This is a genomic window from Microcoleus sp. B4-C1 (genome assembly GCF_036705285.1).
GTDB lineage: Bacteria > Cyanobacteriota > Cyanobacteriia > Cyanobacteriales > Microcoleaceae > Microcoleus.
In genome coordinates this window covers 39,319-60,279 of sequence record NZ_JAUBUC010000021.1, presented here as the reverse complement: position 1 = coordinate 60,279, position 20,961 = coordinate 39,319, and the positions used below count along the sequence as shown (strand labels likewise).

5 protein-coding genes are annotated in these 20,961 nt (G+C 48.0%); all 5 read right to left on the bottom strand.

The annotated features are described in order from the left end of the window. Window positions 1-101: 101 nt before the first annotated feature. The gene (locus QUB26_RS11250; protein ID WP_333317999.1) at window positions 102-1,652 is read right to left on the bottom strand and encodes a condensation domain-containing protein; all 1,551 of its coding nucleotides are present in this window, start codon (window positions 1,650-1,652) and stop codon (window positions 102-104) included. 119 nt (window positions 1,653-1,771) lie between these two features. Then, on the bottom strand, window positions 1,772-3,466 hold the full coding sequence (panP, locus tag QUB26_RS11245) for a pyridoxal-dependent aspartate 1-decarboxylase PanP (protein WP_333317997.1): 1,695 nt from the start codon (window positions 3,464-3,466) through the stop codon (window positions 1,772-1,774). Between the two features lie 229 nt (window positions 3,467-3,695). Further along, entirely contained in the window at window positions 3,696-6,968 is a 3,273-nt protein-coding gene (locus tag QUB26_RS11240) for an amino acid adenylation domain-containing protein (RefSeq protein WP_333317994.1), read from the bottom strand. 1 nt (window position 6,969) lies between these two features. Further along, window positions 6,970-11,682 carry an amino acid adenylation domain-containing protein gene (locus QUB26_RS11235; RefSeq protein WP_333317991.1) on the bottom strand — a complete coding sequence of 1,571 codons (4,713 nt, stop codon included), beginning with the start codon at window positions 11,680-11,682 and terminating at the stop codon, window positions 6,970-6,972. Window positions 11,683-11,886: 204 nt separating this feature from the next. Further along, window positions 11,887-20,610, bottom strand: a complete 8,724-nt coding sequence (locus QUB26_RS11230) for an amino acid adenylation domain-containing protein (protein WP_333317989.1) — start codon at window positions 20,608-20,610, stop codon at window positions 11,887-11,889. Between the last annotated feature and the right edge of the window lie 351 nt (window positions 20,611-20,961).

Here is a 20,961-nt window from a genome sequence, read left to right as displayed (position 1 = left end):
AACTTCTTCACCGCAGATGAGAAGGGATTGACGCTGATTCACGCAGATGTCGAGAAGAGAGATAGAAATAATTCCGATGCTAACAGATGTGATATGAGCCATCATTTTAAACTTTTCATAACTTTGCGTTTAGCCATTTTTAATTTTTGAATTCCCGAAAGATGAATTTGTTTTTGCTGCTCGATTTGGTGCTGCCTTTCTGCTTCGGCAAGAATTTCTGCCAACTCGTCGATCCTGATATCTGGCTGGATGACTACCTGGTTGAGGAGGATTTGAAAACCTCTCACCATTCGGGCAACAGTCGCCGCCTCAAATAAGTCTGTTTTGTACTCAAATAAGCCTTTAATTCCTTCTGAAACCTCCCAGAGAGTGAGGCTTAAGTCGTGTCTCGACATACCGACATCGAATTCCAGAATGCTCAAGGTCAAACCAGCTAACTCCAGGGGTGGCATGGGTGCATTCTGGAGTACAAACCACACTTGAAACAGCGGGTTATAGCTGAGATTTCGCTCCGGCTGCAATTCCTCCACAAGCTTTTCAAAAGGAACATCCGGGTGAGCGTAAGCTGCTAACGCTACCTCGCGTGTTCGACCGAGTAGTTCGCGGAAAGTTGGATTACCTGCGGTGTCAATTCGTAGCACTAAAGTATTGACAAAAAATCCAATCAGTTCCTCTAATTCAAGGAGGTTGCGATTGGCGATTGGAGAGCCTATCGCGAGGTTATCCTGCTTGCTTTGGCAGGATAGCAAGGATTGAAATGCTGCCAACAACATCATAAATAGGGTGACATCTTGTTGCTGGGCGAGGGTTTTCAGCCTTCCAGCTAAAGAAGCAGAAATAACAAAAGATTGCTGCGATCCTCGGAATTTTTGCACTGGAGAACGCTGTTTATCTGTTGACAGCACAGCTAAATTGCCTCCCAATTGCTGTTTCCAATAAGCGAGCTGTTTTTCTAATTTATCTCCCTGGAAATGCTGCCGCTGCCAACTGGCGAAGTCGGCATACTGTACGGCAAGTTCAGGCAGCGGAGAGGGTTTGTCAGTGGAAAAAGCTTCATAAAGTGCGGCCACTTCTCGCACCAATACTCCCATAGACCAACCATCAGAAATAATGTGGTGTATCGTCAGCAGCAACACATATTCTGCCGGACTAAGTTGCAGCAGAGTGGCCCGCAGTAAGGGCGATCGCGTTAAGTCAAAGGGGCGTTGGGCTTCTTCAAGAGTACGCTGCTCTATTTCAGCTTGCTGCTCAGTTTCTGGTAAATGTTGCAAGTTTACCACCGACAAAGCGAATTTTAAGGAAGGAGAAATCAGTTGCACAGATTCCCCGTCCACTTCTGCAAAAGTAGTCCGTAAAACTTCGTGACGCCGGACAATTTCATTGAGTGTTTGTTGCAGTGCCGACAAATTCAATTGCCCTTGCAAACGCACAGCAGCAGGAAGGTTGTAGGCCGGGTTTTCGGGAGACAATCGATCGAGAAACCACAGCCGTTGCTGGGCAAAAGAAAGGGGAGCCGAATTTTGCTGCGATCGCCTGGGAATACATTTAGATTGCTCAGCCTGTGCTGCCTTTTTGCCCAATGCTTTGAGGAGGAGCGCTCGCTTCTGGGGCGAGAGGTTTTTTAGTCGTTCTGAACGATTAGTAGACATCATAATTCACCAGAAAGAATTGGTTTAAAGCCGGAACCCATAAGCGGGAGAAATTAAAAGAAGACTATTCATTACTCCAATCCTCTTCCTTCCAGGTAGAGGTCGGTATCAACTGTCAACTGTCAACTGTCAACTGTCAACTGAATTAACTCCTCGCAGTGGTCGCTGTTGGTGATAGTTAAGGAAAGCTTGGCTGCTATTTTTAGCTGGTCGTTTAAAACAAAATTGATATCTGCCTCAGTGGTGAGGGGGTTGGCAAGGACGACTCGAAAAGCAACAATGGGAATGGTTTTGCCATAACAGGTGTTTTGCAAGGTTGTTCGCGATACGAAGGTGTGACCGGCTCGCCGCTGGGCCTCCTGAAGGCGCTCGTTAAATTGATTAATGAAGTGGTTGTCTGCTTCGGCTAGTTGTTTTTTGGCTGCTTTTTCCCTGAATGTTTCTGGAATGTAGCGGTATAAAAGAATATTAATTTCTGGTTCTAGCAGCAATTCAAATGCTGGATTTTCCCGAATTAAATTGGCCAAGTGCTGCGTTTTATGGATGCCTCCATCTATCAAAAACTCATAGCCTTGATGGCCGATGATATTCAAGGCGGCTTGCAAGAACAAACTCGCACCTGGTCGAGAGCCTTCGAGAGAGCGCTTGCCTAGATCAATGGAGTCTTTTCGCACCGTGTAGGGTGCGTTTTTTTCAATAACTTTGGCGGTTTGGGGATTGCGGAATAAAACCAGACCGATTCCCATTGGCAAATACATTTGTTTGTGTCCATCTATGGTGACGGAATCTGCTAGTTCAATGCCTGCGAATTTGTGCCTGTGACGTTCGGAAAAAAGCACCGGGCCACCCCAAGCGGCATCGACGTGAAAGTGAGCGTTTGCTTCTTGGGCGATCGCGGCTATTTCTGGAAGCGGATCGATACTTCCCGAATCGGTGCTGCCTGCAATACCGATAATTGCCAGAATGTGCAGATTGCGATCGCGACATTCCGCCACAGTTTGCCGCAGCGCTGCCAAATCCATGCGGTGATTGGAATCGGTGGGGATTTTTAGGAGATTGCGATCGCCAATGCCTAATAAACCGGCAGCCTTTTCAAAAGAATAGTGCATCAAATTGGAGCCGATTATCACCATTCCCTTGTAGCCGTAAAACTCTAAAGCTGCGTACAACCCTTCTTTTTCAATGCCACTAAAGTTATTTTTTGGCCCTAAAGAAGTGTTGCGAGCGCACCACAAAGCTGTGATATTAGCTAGGGTGCCACCCGTTGTCATGATACCGAGCGTGCTGTCACTTTTTTGAATGTGCTGGTTATAAAAATCCTCAGAAAAATCGTAAATTAATCGGTGCATCATTGCCAAAGTCTGGCGCTCGCAGGGGCTTAAAACTTTGGCTGTTTCCATCTTGACTAAATTTTGATTCATCGCGGTTAACAGCTTCGCGATCGGGCGCACAAAATAGGGAAGTGCGCTCGTCATGTGACCGATATATCGCGGGGAAGATGTGTGGATGGAATGAGCAACGAGGGTTTGGGTCAAATCATCGATATAATTCCCAACATCTGTAGGAAGGGCGGGAATTTTGTTTTCCCTAAACTGCTGAATAATTAACTCTAAGTCAATATCTGTACTAGCGGTTTTTGCGTACAAAAAGTCTTGAACTAGGGCAGAAATTCGCTCCTCCATTGCTTCTTCTGCCACAAATGACTTTTCTGAGGCACTGAATAGCTCCATTAACTTTTCTTCAAGTGTGGTAACACAGGCTTTTAAGGGCTGCATTACATCTTGACAATCTTTGGTTTTAACTGTTAGTTTGTTCATTAGATTAATCCTGTCAAATGGGCTTTTTGTCTATCCTATTTTCCACCGAAGCCTTAAGGGTAATATCATGTCCGAGCGATTGACCGCAATACCCAAGGAGAGAGGGGCGGGTTTCCAGAATCTCCGATTTGTGTTGGAAATTAGGGCGAACCCGCCCCTACAGGAACCCTGGTTAATTGACCGGACATGATATAAAAGGACTTTTTGTGCTTTTTTAGCAACCCGATATTTACTCAATTAGCATCACAGTTTGTGCTGACTCTCCATCACTCTTTTCTAAGAGATCGAGCAATTCATCTATCTGATTAGCATCGGCGTTTGCCAGAATTTCTTCCTCGATTAGTTCAGCTAAATTCTGAATGGTGGGAGCGGCAAAAAAATCGCACAGCGCTAACTCTACCCCAAAGCACGATCGCACTCGCGATATTAACTGTGTTGCCATCAGAGAGTGACCGCCGAGGTCAAAAAAGTTTTGGTTGGTTCCTACTTTTTCTAGCCCTAAAAGAGCAGTCCAAATCTCAGCAGTTTCTTTCTCTGTGGGCGTTTGTGGCTCAGTGAAGGCTGTTTCATCAGAAACATAATCGCACCTTTGAGATAAGGCGAGGCGGTCAATTTTTCCGTTGGGCGTTAGTGGCAGGGCATCTAATAGCACAAAGGCTGAAGGCACCATGTAATCGGGCAGTTTTTGCTTCAAGAATGAACGCAGTTCGGAAATAAGTTCTGGGTGCTGATTTCTGAACCCTGAGTTAGGAACTAGGTAAGCGACTAGGCGTTGACTGCCCGGTGCATTTTCCTGAAGCAAAACAGCAGCGGTGGACACAGAAGAATGTTGAGAAAGTGCTGCCTCTATTTCTCCTAGTTCGATGCGGAAACCGCGAATTTTTACTTGGCAATCGCCACGGCCCAGAAATTCTATATTACCATCTGGCAGGTAACAACCGATATCGCCTGTTTTGAACAAAACTTTTTGATGAGAATTATCGAGAAAATCTAATTTTTCTTGCCCAAACGGGTTAGAAATGAATTTCTCCGAGGTTAAGTCGGGGCGATTTAAGTAGCCCTGGGCCAATCCATCGCCGCCGACCCAAATCTCGCCGGGAATTCCGATGGGAACGGGTTGCAAATTGCGATCGAGCAGATAAATTTGCGTATTGGCGATCGGGCGACCGATGGGAACTTTCTCGACACAGTTAGTTGCATCGTACCACGTCACGTCCGCAGCTACTTCAGAAGAGCCATAAAGATTGATTAATACCCGCTGGGGCATCTGCTCTCGAAATTGCTGGCAAAGTTCGATCGGCAGAGTTTCTCCGCTGCAAATCCAATACTTTAATTGAGGCAAACGGCTGTCTAAATCAGGGAAGGAATCTAAGATAGCGCGCAACAAAGAAGGAACCAGCACCAGTCGGGTTACTTTTTGCTTTGATAAGGTTTGAAGGAATTGGTTAATATCTTTGACGGAGCGATCGCGAATAATCACAGTTGGCAACCCATGCAGCAAAGGAGCAAAGATTTCCCAAACCGAATCGACAAAATTTAAGGACGTTTTTTGACAGCAAATATCTTGTTCGATAAAAGGATAGGGGTTCCAAAAACAGCGATTGACTGTGCCTCGGTGGGTGCCGAGTACGCCTTTGGGAGTGCCTGTCGAGCCGGAAGTGTAGAGGACGTAAGCGAGGTTTTCAGCTTCCACTTTAACAGCGGGGTTGCGATCGCTCTCGCGAGAAATTTCCTGCCATTCGGCGTCGATACAGACGACTTTAGCGCTGTGTTCGGGGAGGGTTTCTAGGAGGTTTTTTTGAGTCAAAAGCACCGGAACTTTTGCGTCCGCCAGCATGAAGGATCGGCGTTCTTGGGGATAAGCAGGATCGAGAGGAACGTAAGCGGCACCGACTTTTAAGATGCCCAAAATCGCCACCAGCATGGAGAGCGATCGCTCTAAGCAAATTCCCACCAAAACTTCGGGTTTTACACCTAGAGATTGCAGGTAATGCGCGATTTGGTTGGCTTTGGCATTCAATTCGCGGTAAGTCAATTGTTCATTTTCGCAAATTGCAGCCACTGCATCTGGGGTTCGCTCTGTTTGCGCTGCAAATAATTCGTGAATTGAGGAATTTTTGGGGTAATCCGCTTGGGTGTCGTTCCACTGGACAAGTAATTGCTGGCGTTCGGTGGCACTCAATAAAGGCAATTCTGAGAGTTTCCGCTGAGGATTGGCAGTCATTTCCTGCAGTAAAGTTTGCAGGTGTCCGAGCATCCGGGCGATCGCACTGTCCTCAAAGCAGCTACGATCGAAAATAATTTTCAGCGTCAATTCTGCACCGGGCATCGCCATTACTGTTAGAGGATAATTGGTTGTTTCCAAGGAGCGAATATTCTCTACTTTTAAGTTGTGAATCTTCTCCTGCAAAGAAGCATCCGAAGGATAATTTTCAAAAACGACCAAACTCTCAAATAGAGGCAAACTCCGAGAAACTTCGCTCCAGCCCTGCACCTCAACGAGGGGGCTGTACTCATACTGCCGCGCCTCAACTTGTTGCGCTTGGAGTTGTTTCAAGCAGGATAAAATAGAATCCTGTGGATCAATTTTTACGCGCACTGGCAGAGGATTTACGAACAGCCCCACTACCGATTCAGCACCCATTAACTCTGGCGGTCGCCCGGATACAACCGTACCAAAAACCACATCTTCCTCGCCGCTGTATCGGCTCAAAAGTAGCGCCCAAGCTGCCTGTACGAGGGTATTTAATGTTAGCTGATGCTGCCGCGCGGCAGATTGCAGTGCGGCGGTGGCTGTTGCAGAAAATATCACCTGCTGTTCGCCACTACTTTCTAAACGGTTTCCCGCGACAATATTGCCCCGGGCGATCGCAGTTGGAGCTGCAAAACCTTTGAGAGTTTGCCGCCAAAATGACTCAGCCGCAGATAAATCTTGCTGGTGCAGCCACGCGATGTAATCCCGATAAGGGCGAGGGCGTTTGAGGTGCAATTCCTCGCCCTGGGAGAAGGCTTGATAAAAGCCAAAAACTTCATCAAGAACGATCGCCAGCGACCACCCATCTAAAACTAAGTGGTGGTGGCTCAAAATAAACTGAAAAGTATCTGTTTCTAACTGCGCCAGTGCAATGCGAATTAAGGGAGCTGATCTCAAGTCAAAGCCCTGCTCGCGATCGGCTTTTAGGAACGTTTCTAGCTGCTGTTGTTGTTTCGATGCAGAGAGCGATCGCCAGTCCATCTGCTGCCAAGATAATGCAGCCTGTTTACGCACCGCTTGCACGGGTTCTTTCAATTTTTCCCACACGAAACAAGTCCGCAAAATGGGATGTCGCTCTACAACTTTTTGCCAACTATTTCTCAACGCAGAAACATTGAGATCGCCGCGCAATACGCACAGCAGTTGCCCGAAATATACGCCCGATTCTGGCTGGTAAAGGGAATGAAAGAGAATGCCCTGCTGCGCTGGGGAGAGGGGATAAAAATCTTCGATATTGCCTTTGCTCATCTTACAGCTCTCCCAAAATTGCAGTAATGTTGTCTAAATCGTCCTGGCCCCACTGACTCCACTTAAACTCTGCAAAGTCAGAAGGAGTGCAGCCGCCGGCGTCGGGGGACTGACAGTATTGAATTAGCGATCGCAGCGATTCTATAAAGCCGGTTGCTAAATTTTCAATGCTTTCTCGTCGGTGAATGTTTTCGCTGTACGTCCAATCTAATTGCAGCTTGTTTCTGGCAATAAATCCGTTAATTTCCAGAAGGTAACGCCGATTTCCGCGCGGGCTGCGAAGGGGGCCACTAGGATTGGAAGACAGCATTAATAAAGAAGATTTCGGCAGCACTTGGTCAAACTGTCCGAGATAATTAAAGCTTACCTCAGCTTGCGGCAATTTGTGCAATTTTTTTGCAATTTCTGGGTTTAAATATTCTAGTACACCGCAGCCAATACCGCGATTTGGCACTGCGCGTAACTGCTCTTTCACGGATTTGATGGTAGCCCCTAGAGCGGAAGGTTTTTCTGAATTTAACAGGACGGGGAAAATTGCTGTAAACCAGCCGATTGTGCGCGACAAATCTACTCCTTCAAATATATCTTCGCGCCCGTGACCTTCTAAGTCAATTAAAAGTGTGTTTTTGCCAGTCCAGCGTTCAAATGCTTGACCTAAAGCAGTTAGCAATACATCATTAATTTGAGTGCGGTAAGCGGCAGGTACTTCTTGCAGGAGCAGTTTTGTTTCTTCAACACTCAAAGCAACGGATACTGTCTTTTCAGATGCAACTAAATTGGCTGCGTTTGGGAAATCTATTGGCAAGCGAGAAGTTTGTTGGTGAGAAAGGGCGAACCAGTAATCGAACTCTTCCTGCAATTCGGGCGATCGCGCCCACTCATGCAAGCGTTCTGCCCACTGCTTAAATGAGGTTGTTTTGGGCGGGAGCGCGACTGTTTCGTCGCGGCTAATCTGCTCATAAGCTGTCTGGAAATCCTCAATTAAAATTCGCCACGAAACCCCATCAACCGCTAAGTGATGAATAACCAATAACAAGCGATTTGGCTGATGTTTGCCCAAGTCAAATAGGGCAGCGCGAAGTAATGGCCCCTCTGACAAATTCAAACTGGCTTGCAACTGAGTGGCGGCGGTTTGGAAAGCGGCTTCTCGTTCCTCTGGAGGTAGCGACGACAAATCAATGCAGGTAAACGGAGCCACCTTTGCAGGATGGGAAATTGCCTGCTGCCAGCCAGATTCTCCGGGTACAAAACGCAGGCGCAGCGCGTCGTGGTGTTTCAGCAATTCTTGCAAAACTGACTCAATTAATGCAGGTTCGAGAGGTTGCCGCAACTCTAAAAGCACCGCCTGATTCCAGTGGTGTGGATCGGACAGATTTTGTTCAAAAAACCAGTGCTGAATCGGTGTGAGCGGAACTTCGCCAATGATTAATCCCTGTTCCGATTGTTGGGCATCAGGTGTATCGGCGACGGTGGCTAACTGTGCAATAGTTTGGTGCTGAAACAGTTGTTTTGGTGTAAGTCGCAACCCCGCTCGATTCGCTTGAGAAATTACTTGAATGCTGAGGATAGAATCGCCGCCCAATTCAAAGAAATTGTCGTCAATTCCCACTTGTTCTAACCCCAATACTTGCGCCCAAATTTCCGCTAGGATTTTCTCAATAGCCGTGCTTGGCGCGGCGAATGCCTCTTCGAGTTCAGGGCGATCGCGATCGGGTGCGGGAAGCGCCTTGCGATCGACTTTGCCGTTGTTTGTTAAAGGCAGCGATTCCAGCGTCACAAAAGCAGCAGGCACCATGTATTCCGGCAATTTTTCTTTCAGAAAGCAGCGCAGTTCGTGAATCAGTATTGAATGCTTATTTTGTGCTGCTGAGTTAGCAATGATATAAGCTACCAAGCGCTTATCGCCCGGTACATCTTCTCGCACTACAACCACAGCCTGGGCGACATCTGGATGCTGTCCTAGCGCTGCTTCAATTTCTCCCAATTCGATGCGGAAACCGCGCACTTTTACTTGGTGGTCAATTCGTCCCAAGTATTCAATATCGCCATTCGGCAGGTAGCGCGCTAAGTCTCCCGATTTGTACAACCGCGCTTTCAAACGGTCATTAAAGGGGTTCGGAATAAACCGATCGGCCGTTAATTCTGGCTGATTGAGATAGCCCCGCGCGACGCCAGCACCACCAACGTAAATTTCCCCAGGAATGCCGATGGGAACAGGTTGGCAGTTGCGATCGAGCAGGTAAACTTGCAAGTCAGGAATTGGACGGCCAATAAGGCTGGCATTTTTACTTAAATCAGCGGCAGTCAGCGGCCGATAGGTGACGTGGACTGTTGTTTCTGTAATCCCATACATATTGACAAGTTGGGGGCGCCGATCGCCGTGCCGATCGAACCAAGGTTTTAAGCTTTGCAAGTCTAAAGCTTCCCCGCCAAAAATTACTAAGCGCAGGCTTAAATCTTCGCCAATTCCGACAGATTCTTCTGTCTTTATCAACTGGTAAAATGCAGAAGGAGTTTGGTTGAGAACTGTGACTCGTTCTTTGCATAGCAAGCTGTAAAAATCTTGGGGCGATCGGCTGACTGAATAAGGCACGATCGCGAGTCGCCCGCCGTATAGCAAAGCGCCCCATATTTCCCAGACTGAGAAGTCAAAAGCATAAGAGTGAAACAGCGTCCACACATCTTGCTCGTTGAAGTTGTACCACGACTCGGTAGCAGCAAACAGGCGGAGGACGTTTGAGTGAGGAACTAAAACGCCTTTGGGGATGCCAGTTGAGCCAGAAGTGTAGATGATATAGGCGAGATTTTCGGCAGTAGTGGCGCTGGCGGGATTTTCTTTGCTGTGTTGGGAGAAAGCACTTTGATCCGCATCGAGGCAAAGGATTTTGGCGCTGCATTTGGGAAGGGTTGGCAACAACTTTTCCTCAGTCAGCAGCACATTTACCTGCGCGTCTTCGAGTATAAAAGCAAGGCGATCGCGCGGGTAGGCTGGATCGAGCGGAACATAAGCGCCGCCAGCTTTGAGAATACCGAGAATGCCAACAATTGTATTGAGCGATCGCTCGACACAAATTCCGACCAAAACTTCTGGCTTGACGCCGAGTTTTTGCAGGTAATGTGCGAGTTGGTTGGCTCGTTCATTCAGCTCGCGGTAGGTGAGTTTTTGGTCTTCAAATACGACTGCAATGGCATCGGGAGTTCGATCGACCTGCGCTTCAAATAATTGATGAATGCAGCGATCGCTCGAATAATCGGCGCGGGTGTCATTCCACTCTACCAACAACTGATGCCGCTCTTTTTCCCCTAGCAACGGTAGCTCTTCAATCCGCCGCTCTGGGTTGGCAGCTATGCCCTCCAGCAACGTGAGAAAATGCCCCGCCATCCGCCTAATAGTTACCGCATCAAATAAATCGGTACTGTATTCAAACTGACCGCTAATTTCTTCCTGCTTTTCTTCTAAATGCAGCGTTAAATCAACTTTTGCTGTCTGATTGTCAACATCTAAAAGAGTGAGATTGAGTCCGGCGATTGATTCCGCAGCAACAGGTGCAGTTTGCAAAACAAAAGCAACTTGGAACAGTGGATTGTAGCTCAAATTGCGATCGGGTTGCAACTCTTCAACCAGTTTCTCAAACGGCAAATCCTGGTGAGCGTAAGCTTCTAAACTCATCTCCCGAATGCGATCGAGCAATTGCCGAAAAGTGCGATCGCCTGACAAATCAGTCCGCAATACCAAAGTATTGACAAAAAAGCCGATTAGCCCTTGAATTTCCGATCTGTTGCGGTTGGCGATGGGAGAGCCAACGGGGATATCTGCCTGTCCTGTATAGCGATAGAGCAACGTTTTAAAGGCTGCTAGCAGCGTCATAAACAGGGTGGCATTTTCCTGGCGGCTGAGCTTTTTGAGGGCTGACGTTAGCGTTTTCGGGATGAGGAATGATTCTTTCGCGCCCCGATAGGTTTGCACGGGGGGGCGGGGGCGATCGGCTGGCAATTCCAGCAAGGGGGGAGCGCCACTGAGCTGCTTTTTCCAGTAGTTAAGTTGAGTTTGCAAGCGTGAAGCGAAGCTATCCCGCAGGGAATCGCCCGCAAGCCATTCCCGCTGCCAAATAGCAAAATCGGCGTACTGGATGGAAAGTTCGGGAAGTGGGGATGGTTTTGCCATCACAAACGCTTCGTAAAGTGCTGCTAATTCTTGCAGAAAGACTCCGATTGACCAGCCATCAAAAATAATGTGGTGTAGCGTCAGCAGCAAGACATATTCCTCAGCATCTAACTGTAGCAAACTAGCTCGCAACAGCGGCCCTTTGGTTAGGTCAAAAGGTTTACTAGCTTCTGCTGCTGCTAGTTTTTTTACTTCCGCTTCTCGTTGAATTTCTGGCAATTGTTGCAGGTCTAAAACTTGCAGCCCGAAATTAAATTTCTGACCAACCACCTGCACGGGTTGACCGTCTACAGTGGCAAATGTCGTCCGCAAAGCTTCGTGACGGTGCACAATTTCCTTGAAACTTCGTTCTAGCACTACTGCATTTAGCCTGCCTTTTAGTAACACAGCCGCCGGAAGGTTGTAAAAAGGGTTTCCCGGTTCAAATTGGTCAATAAACCACAGTCTTTGCTGGGCAAAAGAGGTGGGAAATGCAAATACTTCTTCTTCCGCAGTATTTGCAGAGTCGCAAGTATCTGTTGGAGGTTTTTCGGAAAAATGCACCGTCATTGGATTAGTAACTGGTAATTGGTAATTGGGATTGCAGCCGATATTTAGGGATTGGTTATGAGGTAATATCTTGGGCGGGGCGGGTTTACGAGATTTATCGTTTTTAGTAAAGATATTGGTGAACCCGCCCCTACAGGAATAACGGTCAATCGAACGGACATGATATTATTGGCTGCTCACTCATGACTCATCACTGATTTGTGGTTAGCGCAAAGAGGAGAGTTTCATGCGGTATGCCGATCGCGAAACGGGCGCGATCGCGGGTTCTTCAACTGTCGCGTTTTTGTTTTTGGCTTCAGCAATCTTTTCTGCAAGTACGGCGAGCGATCGCCCTGCAAAAATATCGCACAAAGGCAATTCTAGGTGACAAGATTCTCGTACCTTTGCTGCTAATTGAATTGCCAGCAGCGAATTTCCTCCTAGTTCAAAAAAGTTATCGGTAATGCTTAACTGTTCGATACCGAGAACCTCACAGCAAATTCTCGCTAACATTGCCTCAATCGGGGTGCGCGGTGCGACAAAAATCTTTGCTTCGGGAATTGCGGCATCCGGTTCAGGCAGTGCCTTGCGGTTAACTTTGCCGTTCGCCGAAAGCGGCAGCGCGTCCAGAACTATAAATGCAGACGGCACCATATAATCGGGCAGATTTTCACTCAGAAATTGTCGCAATTCTTCAACCGCAAGGACAGCATTTTGTTGGGGAACGATATATGCTACTAAGCGTTTTTGACTGTGATTTTCTCCGAATGCGGTGACAATGGATGCTTTGACTGCTGGGTGTTCGTTCAAAGCAGCTTCAATTTCTCCTGCTTCGATGCGGAATCCTCGAATTTTAAGGCGGAAATCTTCTCGCCCTAAAAATTCGATATTGCCGTCAGGGAGGAAGCGCCCTAAATCTCCCGTTCGGTACAAGCGATCGCCCGTGACGGGGTGCGTGAGGCAAGTGGCGCGAGTTTTTTCTTCATTCCGCCAGTATCCTTTTGTCAGCCCAACTCCCGCACAGCACATCTCGCCGGCAACCCAGACGGGACAGTCTTCCAGCCTTTCATTCAAAATGTAATAGCGGGTGTTAGCGATCGGCTTGCCGTAGGGAATGCTTTTCCAAGAAGAATCAACAGTTTCTACCGGATACCAAATATTCCAAAGGGTAGTTTCGGTTGGCCCGCCGACGCTGACAACGCGACATTCTTGGACGATCGCCCTTAACCTCTCAGGCAGCGTTACTGGAATCCAATCTCCGCCGAGAAACGCCCAGCGCAAGCACTCCGGCAACACCTCAGAACGTCCGGCAGCGTAATCGAGCAGCATTTCCATCATCGGGGGAACCGAGTTCCAAATGGTGACGCGCTCTTTTACCATCAATTCATTCCAGTGAGCGGGGTCTAGCCGTTGTGCGGCATCGGGAATGACGATCGCGCCCCCGGCCGCTAGGATGCCGAAGATATCGTAAACCGACATATCGTGGTGCAGTGCGGTGACTGCGATCGCGCGATCGCCCTCGGTCACATTAAACACTTGATTGGTCTGAGCGATCGCATTGACTACACCTCGGTGCGCGATCGCCACGCCTTTCGGCAAGCCAGTTGAACCGGAAGTATAAATCACATAAGCTAAATCTTCCGGTTCCTGTACTGTTTCTAAAGGTTTGTCACTTTCTGTTGCCAATTCGTCGGTATCGAGGCAAATTCGCCGCACAGTTTCGGGCCATTCTAAGCTTCGATCTAAGCAAGATTGCGTTAGTACAAATTGAACTTCGCCATTTTCCAGCAAATACCACAGCCGCTCTTTTGGCAGCGCCGCATCAATGGGTAAATAAGCGGCTCCAGAGGCTAGAATTCCCAAAACAGCGACGATTTGCTCCCATCCTTTCTCCATGACGACGGCAATCAATTGATTAGGGCGAACTCCGAGATTTCGCAATCGATGACCGACTTGATTCGATCGCAGATACAATTCTTGATAACTCAGAGTGCGCGTTGAAGTAATGATGGCGGGTTCGTGCGATCGCGACGCGACTTTCTCAGCAAACAATTCGTGCAGCAATACATCGGGAATAGGTGCCTCAATGCTGTTAGTAAAGGCTTGCTGAAACTGCACCGTTTTCTGCCAAGTTTCCTCTTCATTGGCGAGGTGTTGCAATAGGCGACAGTAGGCCTCAAACATATCGTCAATCATCCCTGGCGGGAAGAGTTCTTCCACCGCATCCCAGCTAAAAGAAAGCCCGTCAGCAGTTTCGGTAAATTGCGCGTCGATCCAAACTTGTGGCGTTTGACCGATGATGTGCACCAGTTCTCCCAATTCTTGAATGAGAGAAAAGATAGAGGAATCTTCCCCAGGCGCGTTTTGCGGATCGATCGTAAATACAACTGGCATCAGCGCTGCGGTTGTCCCTTGCGCTTGGGCGAGTTCTCGCAAAACGCGCACGCCGCTGACATATTGGTGTTCTAAATCTTGCCAAAGTTGTTGTTGTAGTCGCTTGGCTCGTACTTCAAAACTTTCTGGCTTTGAGTTGTCTATTTCTAACAGAGTAAATGAGGCAAATTCTCCGATAATTTCCTCAACTTGAGGGTGCAGGGGAAGGCGATTAAAGCGCGGCACGTTGAGGGTAAACCGAGGCGTTTTGCTCCACAGGGAGAGAACCTCGGCATAGGCAGCTAGCAATAAACCCGTAGGAGTGAGGCTGGCGCGAGCTGTGCGCGTTTTGAGGCGCTGCCAAGTTGAGAAATCTAAGCGATCGCTCCAGCGTTTAAATCGCGGCTGCGTTAAGGAATTCGGCTGTTTGGCGAGGGGCAATTCCGGCGCTGGTGGCAGGGTTTTGAGGCGAGTGCGCCAGTAATCTAAGGATTGCTGGTAAAATGGGGAGTTTTCTAAGGCGATCGCAGCTAACACGCAATCGCGGAAAGACAGTTGCAAGGGTGCGATCGCAGTATGGGGATTGCGGTAAAACTTTACCAAATCGCCAAACAAAATTTGAAAACTCCAGCCGTCTATGCACAAGGCGTCAATGCTGATGTGGAGCCGGATGCGGCGATCGCTTATTTGCGAAGCGCAAATCTCGAATAGCGGCCAGCGATCGAGCGGCAGCACTTGGTGAGAAAGGCGATCGCGAATTGCTTCGAGTTGTTCGCCGGCAACTTTTGAATCGAGCGATCGCAAATCCAAAACCTCAATTTTATAAGCGGGCACGTTTTCCAGAATTTGCTGCTGTCCGTTCGGAAGTACGATCGCCCGCAGCATATCGTGACGCTCTACAACTCGCTGCCACGCGAGGCTAAACCGCTCTAAATCTAACTCGTCGCTCTCAATTTCTACATAGCCGTGAATGGCAACATTGCCCATTTCAAAAAAGCTATTTCTGCCGATCCAGTACGCCTGCTGCATTTCGTTGAGCGGAAATGGTTGATAGCGATTTTGAGGATCGGGGGCGATCGCGGGCAGTGAAATCAGGGGTTCGGGCGACTGCTGGCTCTTAGCTTGTGCGATCGCAACTGCCAAACTGGCGACAGTGGGGGATTGAAACAGACAGCGCAGCGATAGCTCAACTTGAAAGCGATCGCGCACCTTGGCAATCAGTTGAGTTGCCAGCAAAGAGTGACCTCCCAACTCAAAGAAATTGTCATTAATTCCCACCTGTTTTAAACCCAGAACCTCCACCCAAATCTCCGCTAATACTTGTTCTTCTAAAGTATCAGGAGCGATAAAATCTGCCTCTAAACTGTTGGTTTCCGGTGCGGGAAGTGCCTTAAAATCTACCTTGCCGTTTGGTGTCAGTGGCATCGATTCCAAAAACATGAAACTAGCAGGAACCATATAATCGGGCAGTTGTTCCCGGAGAAAAGAACGCAGATTTTTAATCAGTGCAGAGTTGCCAATGCTGAGTGCTGAGTTTAAAACGAGGTAAGCAACTAAGCGCTTTTCGCCTGAATCTTCCTCTCGCGCGAGAATGACTGCTTCTTGCACGTCTGGATGTTGGCTGAGTGTGGATTCGATTTCTCCTAACTCTATGCGGAAACCGCGAATTTTCACTTGACGATCTGTGCGATCGAGAAATTCTAAATTCCCGTCGGGGAGATAGCGGACTAAATCGCCTGTTTTGTAAAGGCGATCGCCTTGTTTGCTGCTAAAAGGATCGGGAATAAATTTTTCTCGATTCAGATCTGAACGGTTGAGATAGCCTCTGGCAACGCCCGCACCTCCGATATAAAGTTCGCCGGGGACTCCGATGGGAACTGGTTGCAAATTAGCATCAAGTACATAGGTGCGGGCATTTGGAATTGGGCGTCCAATTGGTAGCGATTTTGGGGAGTTTTTAACCGCAGAGGGCGCAGAGGGCGCAGAGGGGAGAGAAGAGGAGGAGGAAGAGGGGAGAGTGTCGCACCACGTGGCGACAATGGTTGTTTCTGTGGGGCCGTAAGTATTGACTAGCCGGACTTTTTCTGATACGCATTTTTGCCACTGATTCAGGGATGCTGAAAGTGCGGTTTCTCCGCCAATAATTGTCAAGCGCACTGACGGGGGAAATTCGGATTTTTCGGCGCTGAGTCTGGCAGTTAATTCGCGCCAGTAAGCTGTCGGCAAATCCAATACAGTGATTTCCCATTCCCGGCACTTTTTCAGGAAGGAAGAAATGCTGTCTAACATGGAATTTCCGCGCAGTACCAAAGTTGCGCCTCGCGTTAAACAGGGATAGATTTCTTCGGCGCTGGCGTCGAAGCTGAGGGAAGCAAATTGGAGAACGCGATCGCCTGGTTCGATGCCATATTCTACACTTGCAGCCTGCGTATAATTTGCCAAAGATTGATGCTGCACCATCACTCCTTTTGGCTGGCCGGTAGACCCGGATGTATAGATGATATAAGCGAGGTTTTCTGGCGAAACGGCGCTATCAGGATTTGACTGATTTTGTTGATAAATTATCTCCCATTCTGCATCCAAGCAAATCGCGGAAATATTGGGGACTAGCAAGTCGGTGGCTAATTTTGCTTGCGTTAGCAATACGCGAACTCCAGCGTCTTCTAACATAAAATTAAGACGTTCTTTGGAATAATGCGGATCGAGGGGCAAATAAGCGCCGCCTGCTTTTAATACGCCTAAGATTCCGACGATCGCATCGAGCGATCGCTCCATATAAACGCCGACTATCGCATCGGGTTTTACGCCGAAGGAGTGCAAGTAATGGGCAAGTTGATTCGCGCGATTATTTAATTCTTGGTAAGTCAAACTTTGGCATTCAAATCGCACCGCAACCGCATCAGGGGTTTTCGCAGCCTGCGCTTCAAACAAACGGTGAACGCACTCATTTTGGGAGTATTTTATCTCAGTGTTATTCCACTCAAATAGAAGTTGCTGGCGTTCTGTTTCTGCAAGCAGGGGCAAATCGGATAGACGCGCGGAGGGATTCGCAACGATGCCTTCTAATAAGTTCTGAAAGTGTCCTGCCATTCGCGCGATCGTAGCCGCTTCAAATAAGTCTAGGCTGTACTCAAACCAGCCTCTAATACCTGTTGCTGTGGCTTCTAATTCCAGGGTTAAATCGAAATTTGCTGTACCGCTGTGAATCTGTTGGCAGTTCAAGCTTAAATCCGGCAATTCTAAGGCAAATTCAGAGGCATTTTGAAAGGCAAACATCACCTGAAATAAAGGCGAGTGACTTAAATCTCGATTCGGCTGCAATTCTTCAACCAACTTCTCAAACGGTACATCTTGATGCGCGTAAGCACCTAATGCAACCTCTCGCACTCGACTCAGCAAATCTCGAAAAGTGGGATTTCCATTTATGTCAGTCCGCAGGACTAAAGTATTGACAAAAAATCCAATTAATGATTCGGTTTCGCTGCTGTTGCGGCTGGCAATTGGTGAACCGACGAGGATATCTTCTTGCCCTGTGTAGCGGTAAAGCAGTGTTTTGAATGCTGCCAGCAATGTCATAAAGAAAGTAGTTTTTTCACTGCGACTCAATTGCCTAATTGCCTCGGTTAAGTGCTCTGGCAATTCAAATAATTGCCGACCTCCCTTGTAACTTTGAACAGCGGGACGAGAAAAGTCTGTTGGTAAATTTAGAACCGCTGCGCTGCGACTTAACTGCTGCTTCCAGTAAGTAAGTTGAGTTTCTAATATTTCTCCCTGCATTTGTTGGCGCTGCCAAGTGGCAAAGTCTGCATACTGAATTGGCAGAGGTGGAATGGTGGCTAAATTATTATTAGTAAATTCTTCATAAAATGCCGCTAATTCCCGTAAAAATACGCCCAAAGACAGCCCATCAAAAATGATATGGTGGGCAGATAAAAGCAGGGTATGTTCTGTTTCCGATAGGCGCAGAAGTTTGGCACGGAGCAGATTGGGTTGAGTTAAATCAAAGGGCAACTGTGCTTCTTCCGCCGACATTTCTTGCGCTTTTTTCTCGCGTTCCGCAGGGGGAAAATGGCTCAAATCTATCAGGGGTAATGGGAAAGTTTTCGCATCAAAAATAACTTGTATCTGTTCTTTTTTGCCACCACCAAACGCAGTTCTTAAAATCTCGTGTCGCTCGATAATTTTCTCAATACTTTGCCTAAGTGTTTCTGCATAGAGCTGTCCTGTGATCTGAACTTCACCGCAGAGGTTATAGAATGGGTTTCCGGGTTCCAATTGGTCGAAGAACCACAAGCGCTCTTGGGCAAAAGACAGGGGAATATTTTGTAGGCGAGAAACTGGCCTTGGGACGACTGCTTTGGTATTTCCTGTCAGTTGCTCTAGAATTTGCACTGCTAGTCGAGCAATGCTCCTATCTTCAAACAAATCGGCAACCGATACAGTAACGCCAAAGTCGCTCTCTATCTGATTTTTTAACTCAAAAATTCTTAAAGAATCTAGTCCAAAGCTACTGAGAGGTCGATCGATTTCAGTCGGCTTTAGCCGACTTTGGCTATTAGCCGGGGAATTCATTCCCCGGCGGTTTACCTGCTGCCAAAGGTAAGCTTCAAGCAGCGACTGCCGTTCTTCTAACTCTGATTTAAGCAGAATTTCTCGCGTGAGGCGATTCTCTATTTCACCAAAATCAGCTAACTCTAAAATGCTACTGGCGACCACTTCCAAATTGTCAGCTAGAAAGTCAGCATAGGCGGCGCGACGTTGAATTTTACCGCTGGTCGTTTTCGGAATGCTTCCGGGCTTAATCAGCACTACTCCATAAACTTGCACTTCTGATTCTTGAGCAATGCTGGAACGGATGGCGCTGATAATTTCCTCGACATTATCCGGTGCTTTGCGAGATTGTAATTCTTGCACGATAACGAGCTGTTCTTCGCCTGCGACTTCCACCGAGAATGCCGCGATCGCCCCTGGCCGCAAACTGGGATGGCTGCGTTCTGCTGTTCTTTCTATATCTTGGGGGTAAAGATTGCGACCTCGGATGATAATTAAATCTTTGAGTCGCCCTGTAATAAACAGTTCTCCGTCGCGTAAAAAGCCTAAATCTCCTGTTCGCAAAAATGGCCCTTCGCCCGTATCTGAAAGATATGCTTGGAAGGTTTTTTCTGTTTCTTCTGGGCGATTCCAATAGCCTCGCGCCACTGTTTCGCCAGCTACCCAAATTTCTCCGACTTCCTGCGGCTGGCATTGTGTCAGAGTTTCGGGATTGACGATCGCAACTTTAGTGCCAAATTCAGGGAAACCGCAGCCGACTAAAGTTCTCGCGCCCCCCTCGCCTTCGACAACTTCTACAATGTGATTATTTTCCAGCGCCCCAGCGTCAACAGCTAAGAAAGTCGGTGTTGTCCCGCTGCGAACCGTGGCAATTTTTAGCGTGGTTTCTGCCATTCCGTAAGCAGGACAAAAGGCATCCGCCTGAAAACCGCAGGGCTCAAAAGCTTTGGTAAATCGCTCTAGGGTTTCTTTGTGGATGGGTTCTGCACCGTTATAGGCCACGCGCCAACTACTCAAGTCGAGCATTTTTTGGCCATCGCCCAAGATTTTGCGCTGCATAATAGCGGGATGATTTTGATTGTTTTGTGGGATGGGCGTCCCGCCCGTCCCGTGTATTTTCACAGCAGGCCCGACGCCTACCCCACAATCATCATCCTCAAATTGTGCTAGCAACATTTTGCTGATTTTGCTAGCACACAAGTCGTAAGCAAAATTTGGCCCGCCGCTGTGGGTAGCTTTGTAGCGCGAAATCGCTTCCAACCAGCACATCGGGTTCTGAATAAAAGCCGCTGGCGGCATGAAGTAAGAGGGAATTCCCAGATACAAAGGTTTGAGCAATCCGTCAATTAACCCCATGTCGTGAAACGGGGGAAGCCACGTTACCGCAACGCTTTCGGCATCGTGGTCAAAGCCTCGGTGAATGTATTCGATGTTGTACAAAACGTTTGCGTGGCTCACCATTACGCCTTTGGGGGTGGAGGTTGAGCCGGAAGTGTACTGAAGATAAGCTACTTCGTCGGGATGGATGGGTGGCTGCTGCCACTTTTCGCCGTCATCGGAAAGCACCTCTGCACTCAGCCAACGCATCGCTTTGAGTTCCGGCGCTTGCTCGCATAGCTGCTCTAAATTTTCCAAGTGTCGCGCGGGAGCGATCGCAACTGTTGCTCCTGCGTCTTTGGCGATCGCACTTATTTTCGCTAAATTCCGTTTCAGCTTCGGCGGATAGAGGGGAACCGCGATCACTTTGGCGTACAAGCATCCAAAAAAGGCGGCGAGATAGTCCAATCCTGGCGGGAAAAGCAGTAAGGCTCGTTCGCCAGTGACTCCCAATGTCTGAAGTCGCACGGCCTGCGATCGGGCGATCGCATCTAACTCTCGATAAGTCAAACTGGCGGTTTCAGTTTTTCCGTCTAACAGAAATGTATATTTCTGCTCTGGTTGGTGTAACGCTCTGTTTTGTAGGAGTTCTACTAAATTTGTACAACTTTCGGTGAGTTGGTTTCCCTTAATGCTTGCGTCACTCATCGATGATTCTTTTTACCTAATAAATCTTGTTTGCAGTACGCCAACCAGTTCCGCCAAATTCTTTCCACATAGACTTTCTGTGAATAGCTTTCGGGCGTTACGAGTCTCCCATCAGCGCGTTTGAGTCTTCAATTCGGGTATTAGCGCTTTTTTTCACGTTTTGTTGTCGATCGCGCTGTTCGACAATGGCTCCGGGGCGATTTCAGTCCGAGCCAGCTTCGAGATCAGCTTCAGGGGCTTTACCGCTATCGACTTTAAGTATCCTATGCTAGATGATATTTATTGTCAAGAGTAGTTGAAATATTTATTGACTACAATCGTTTCCTATATGACAATCTTTTCTAACTCTTG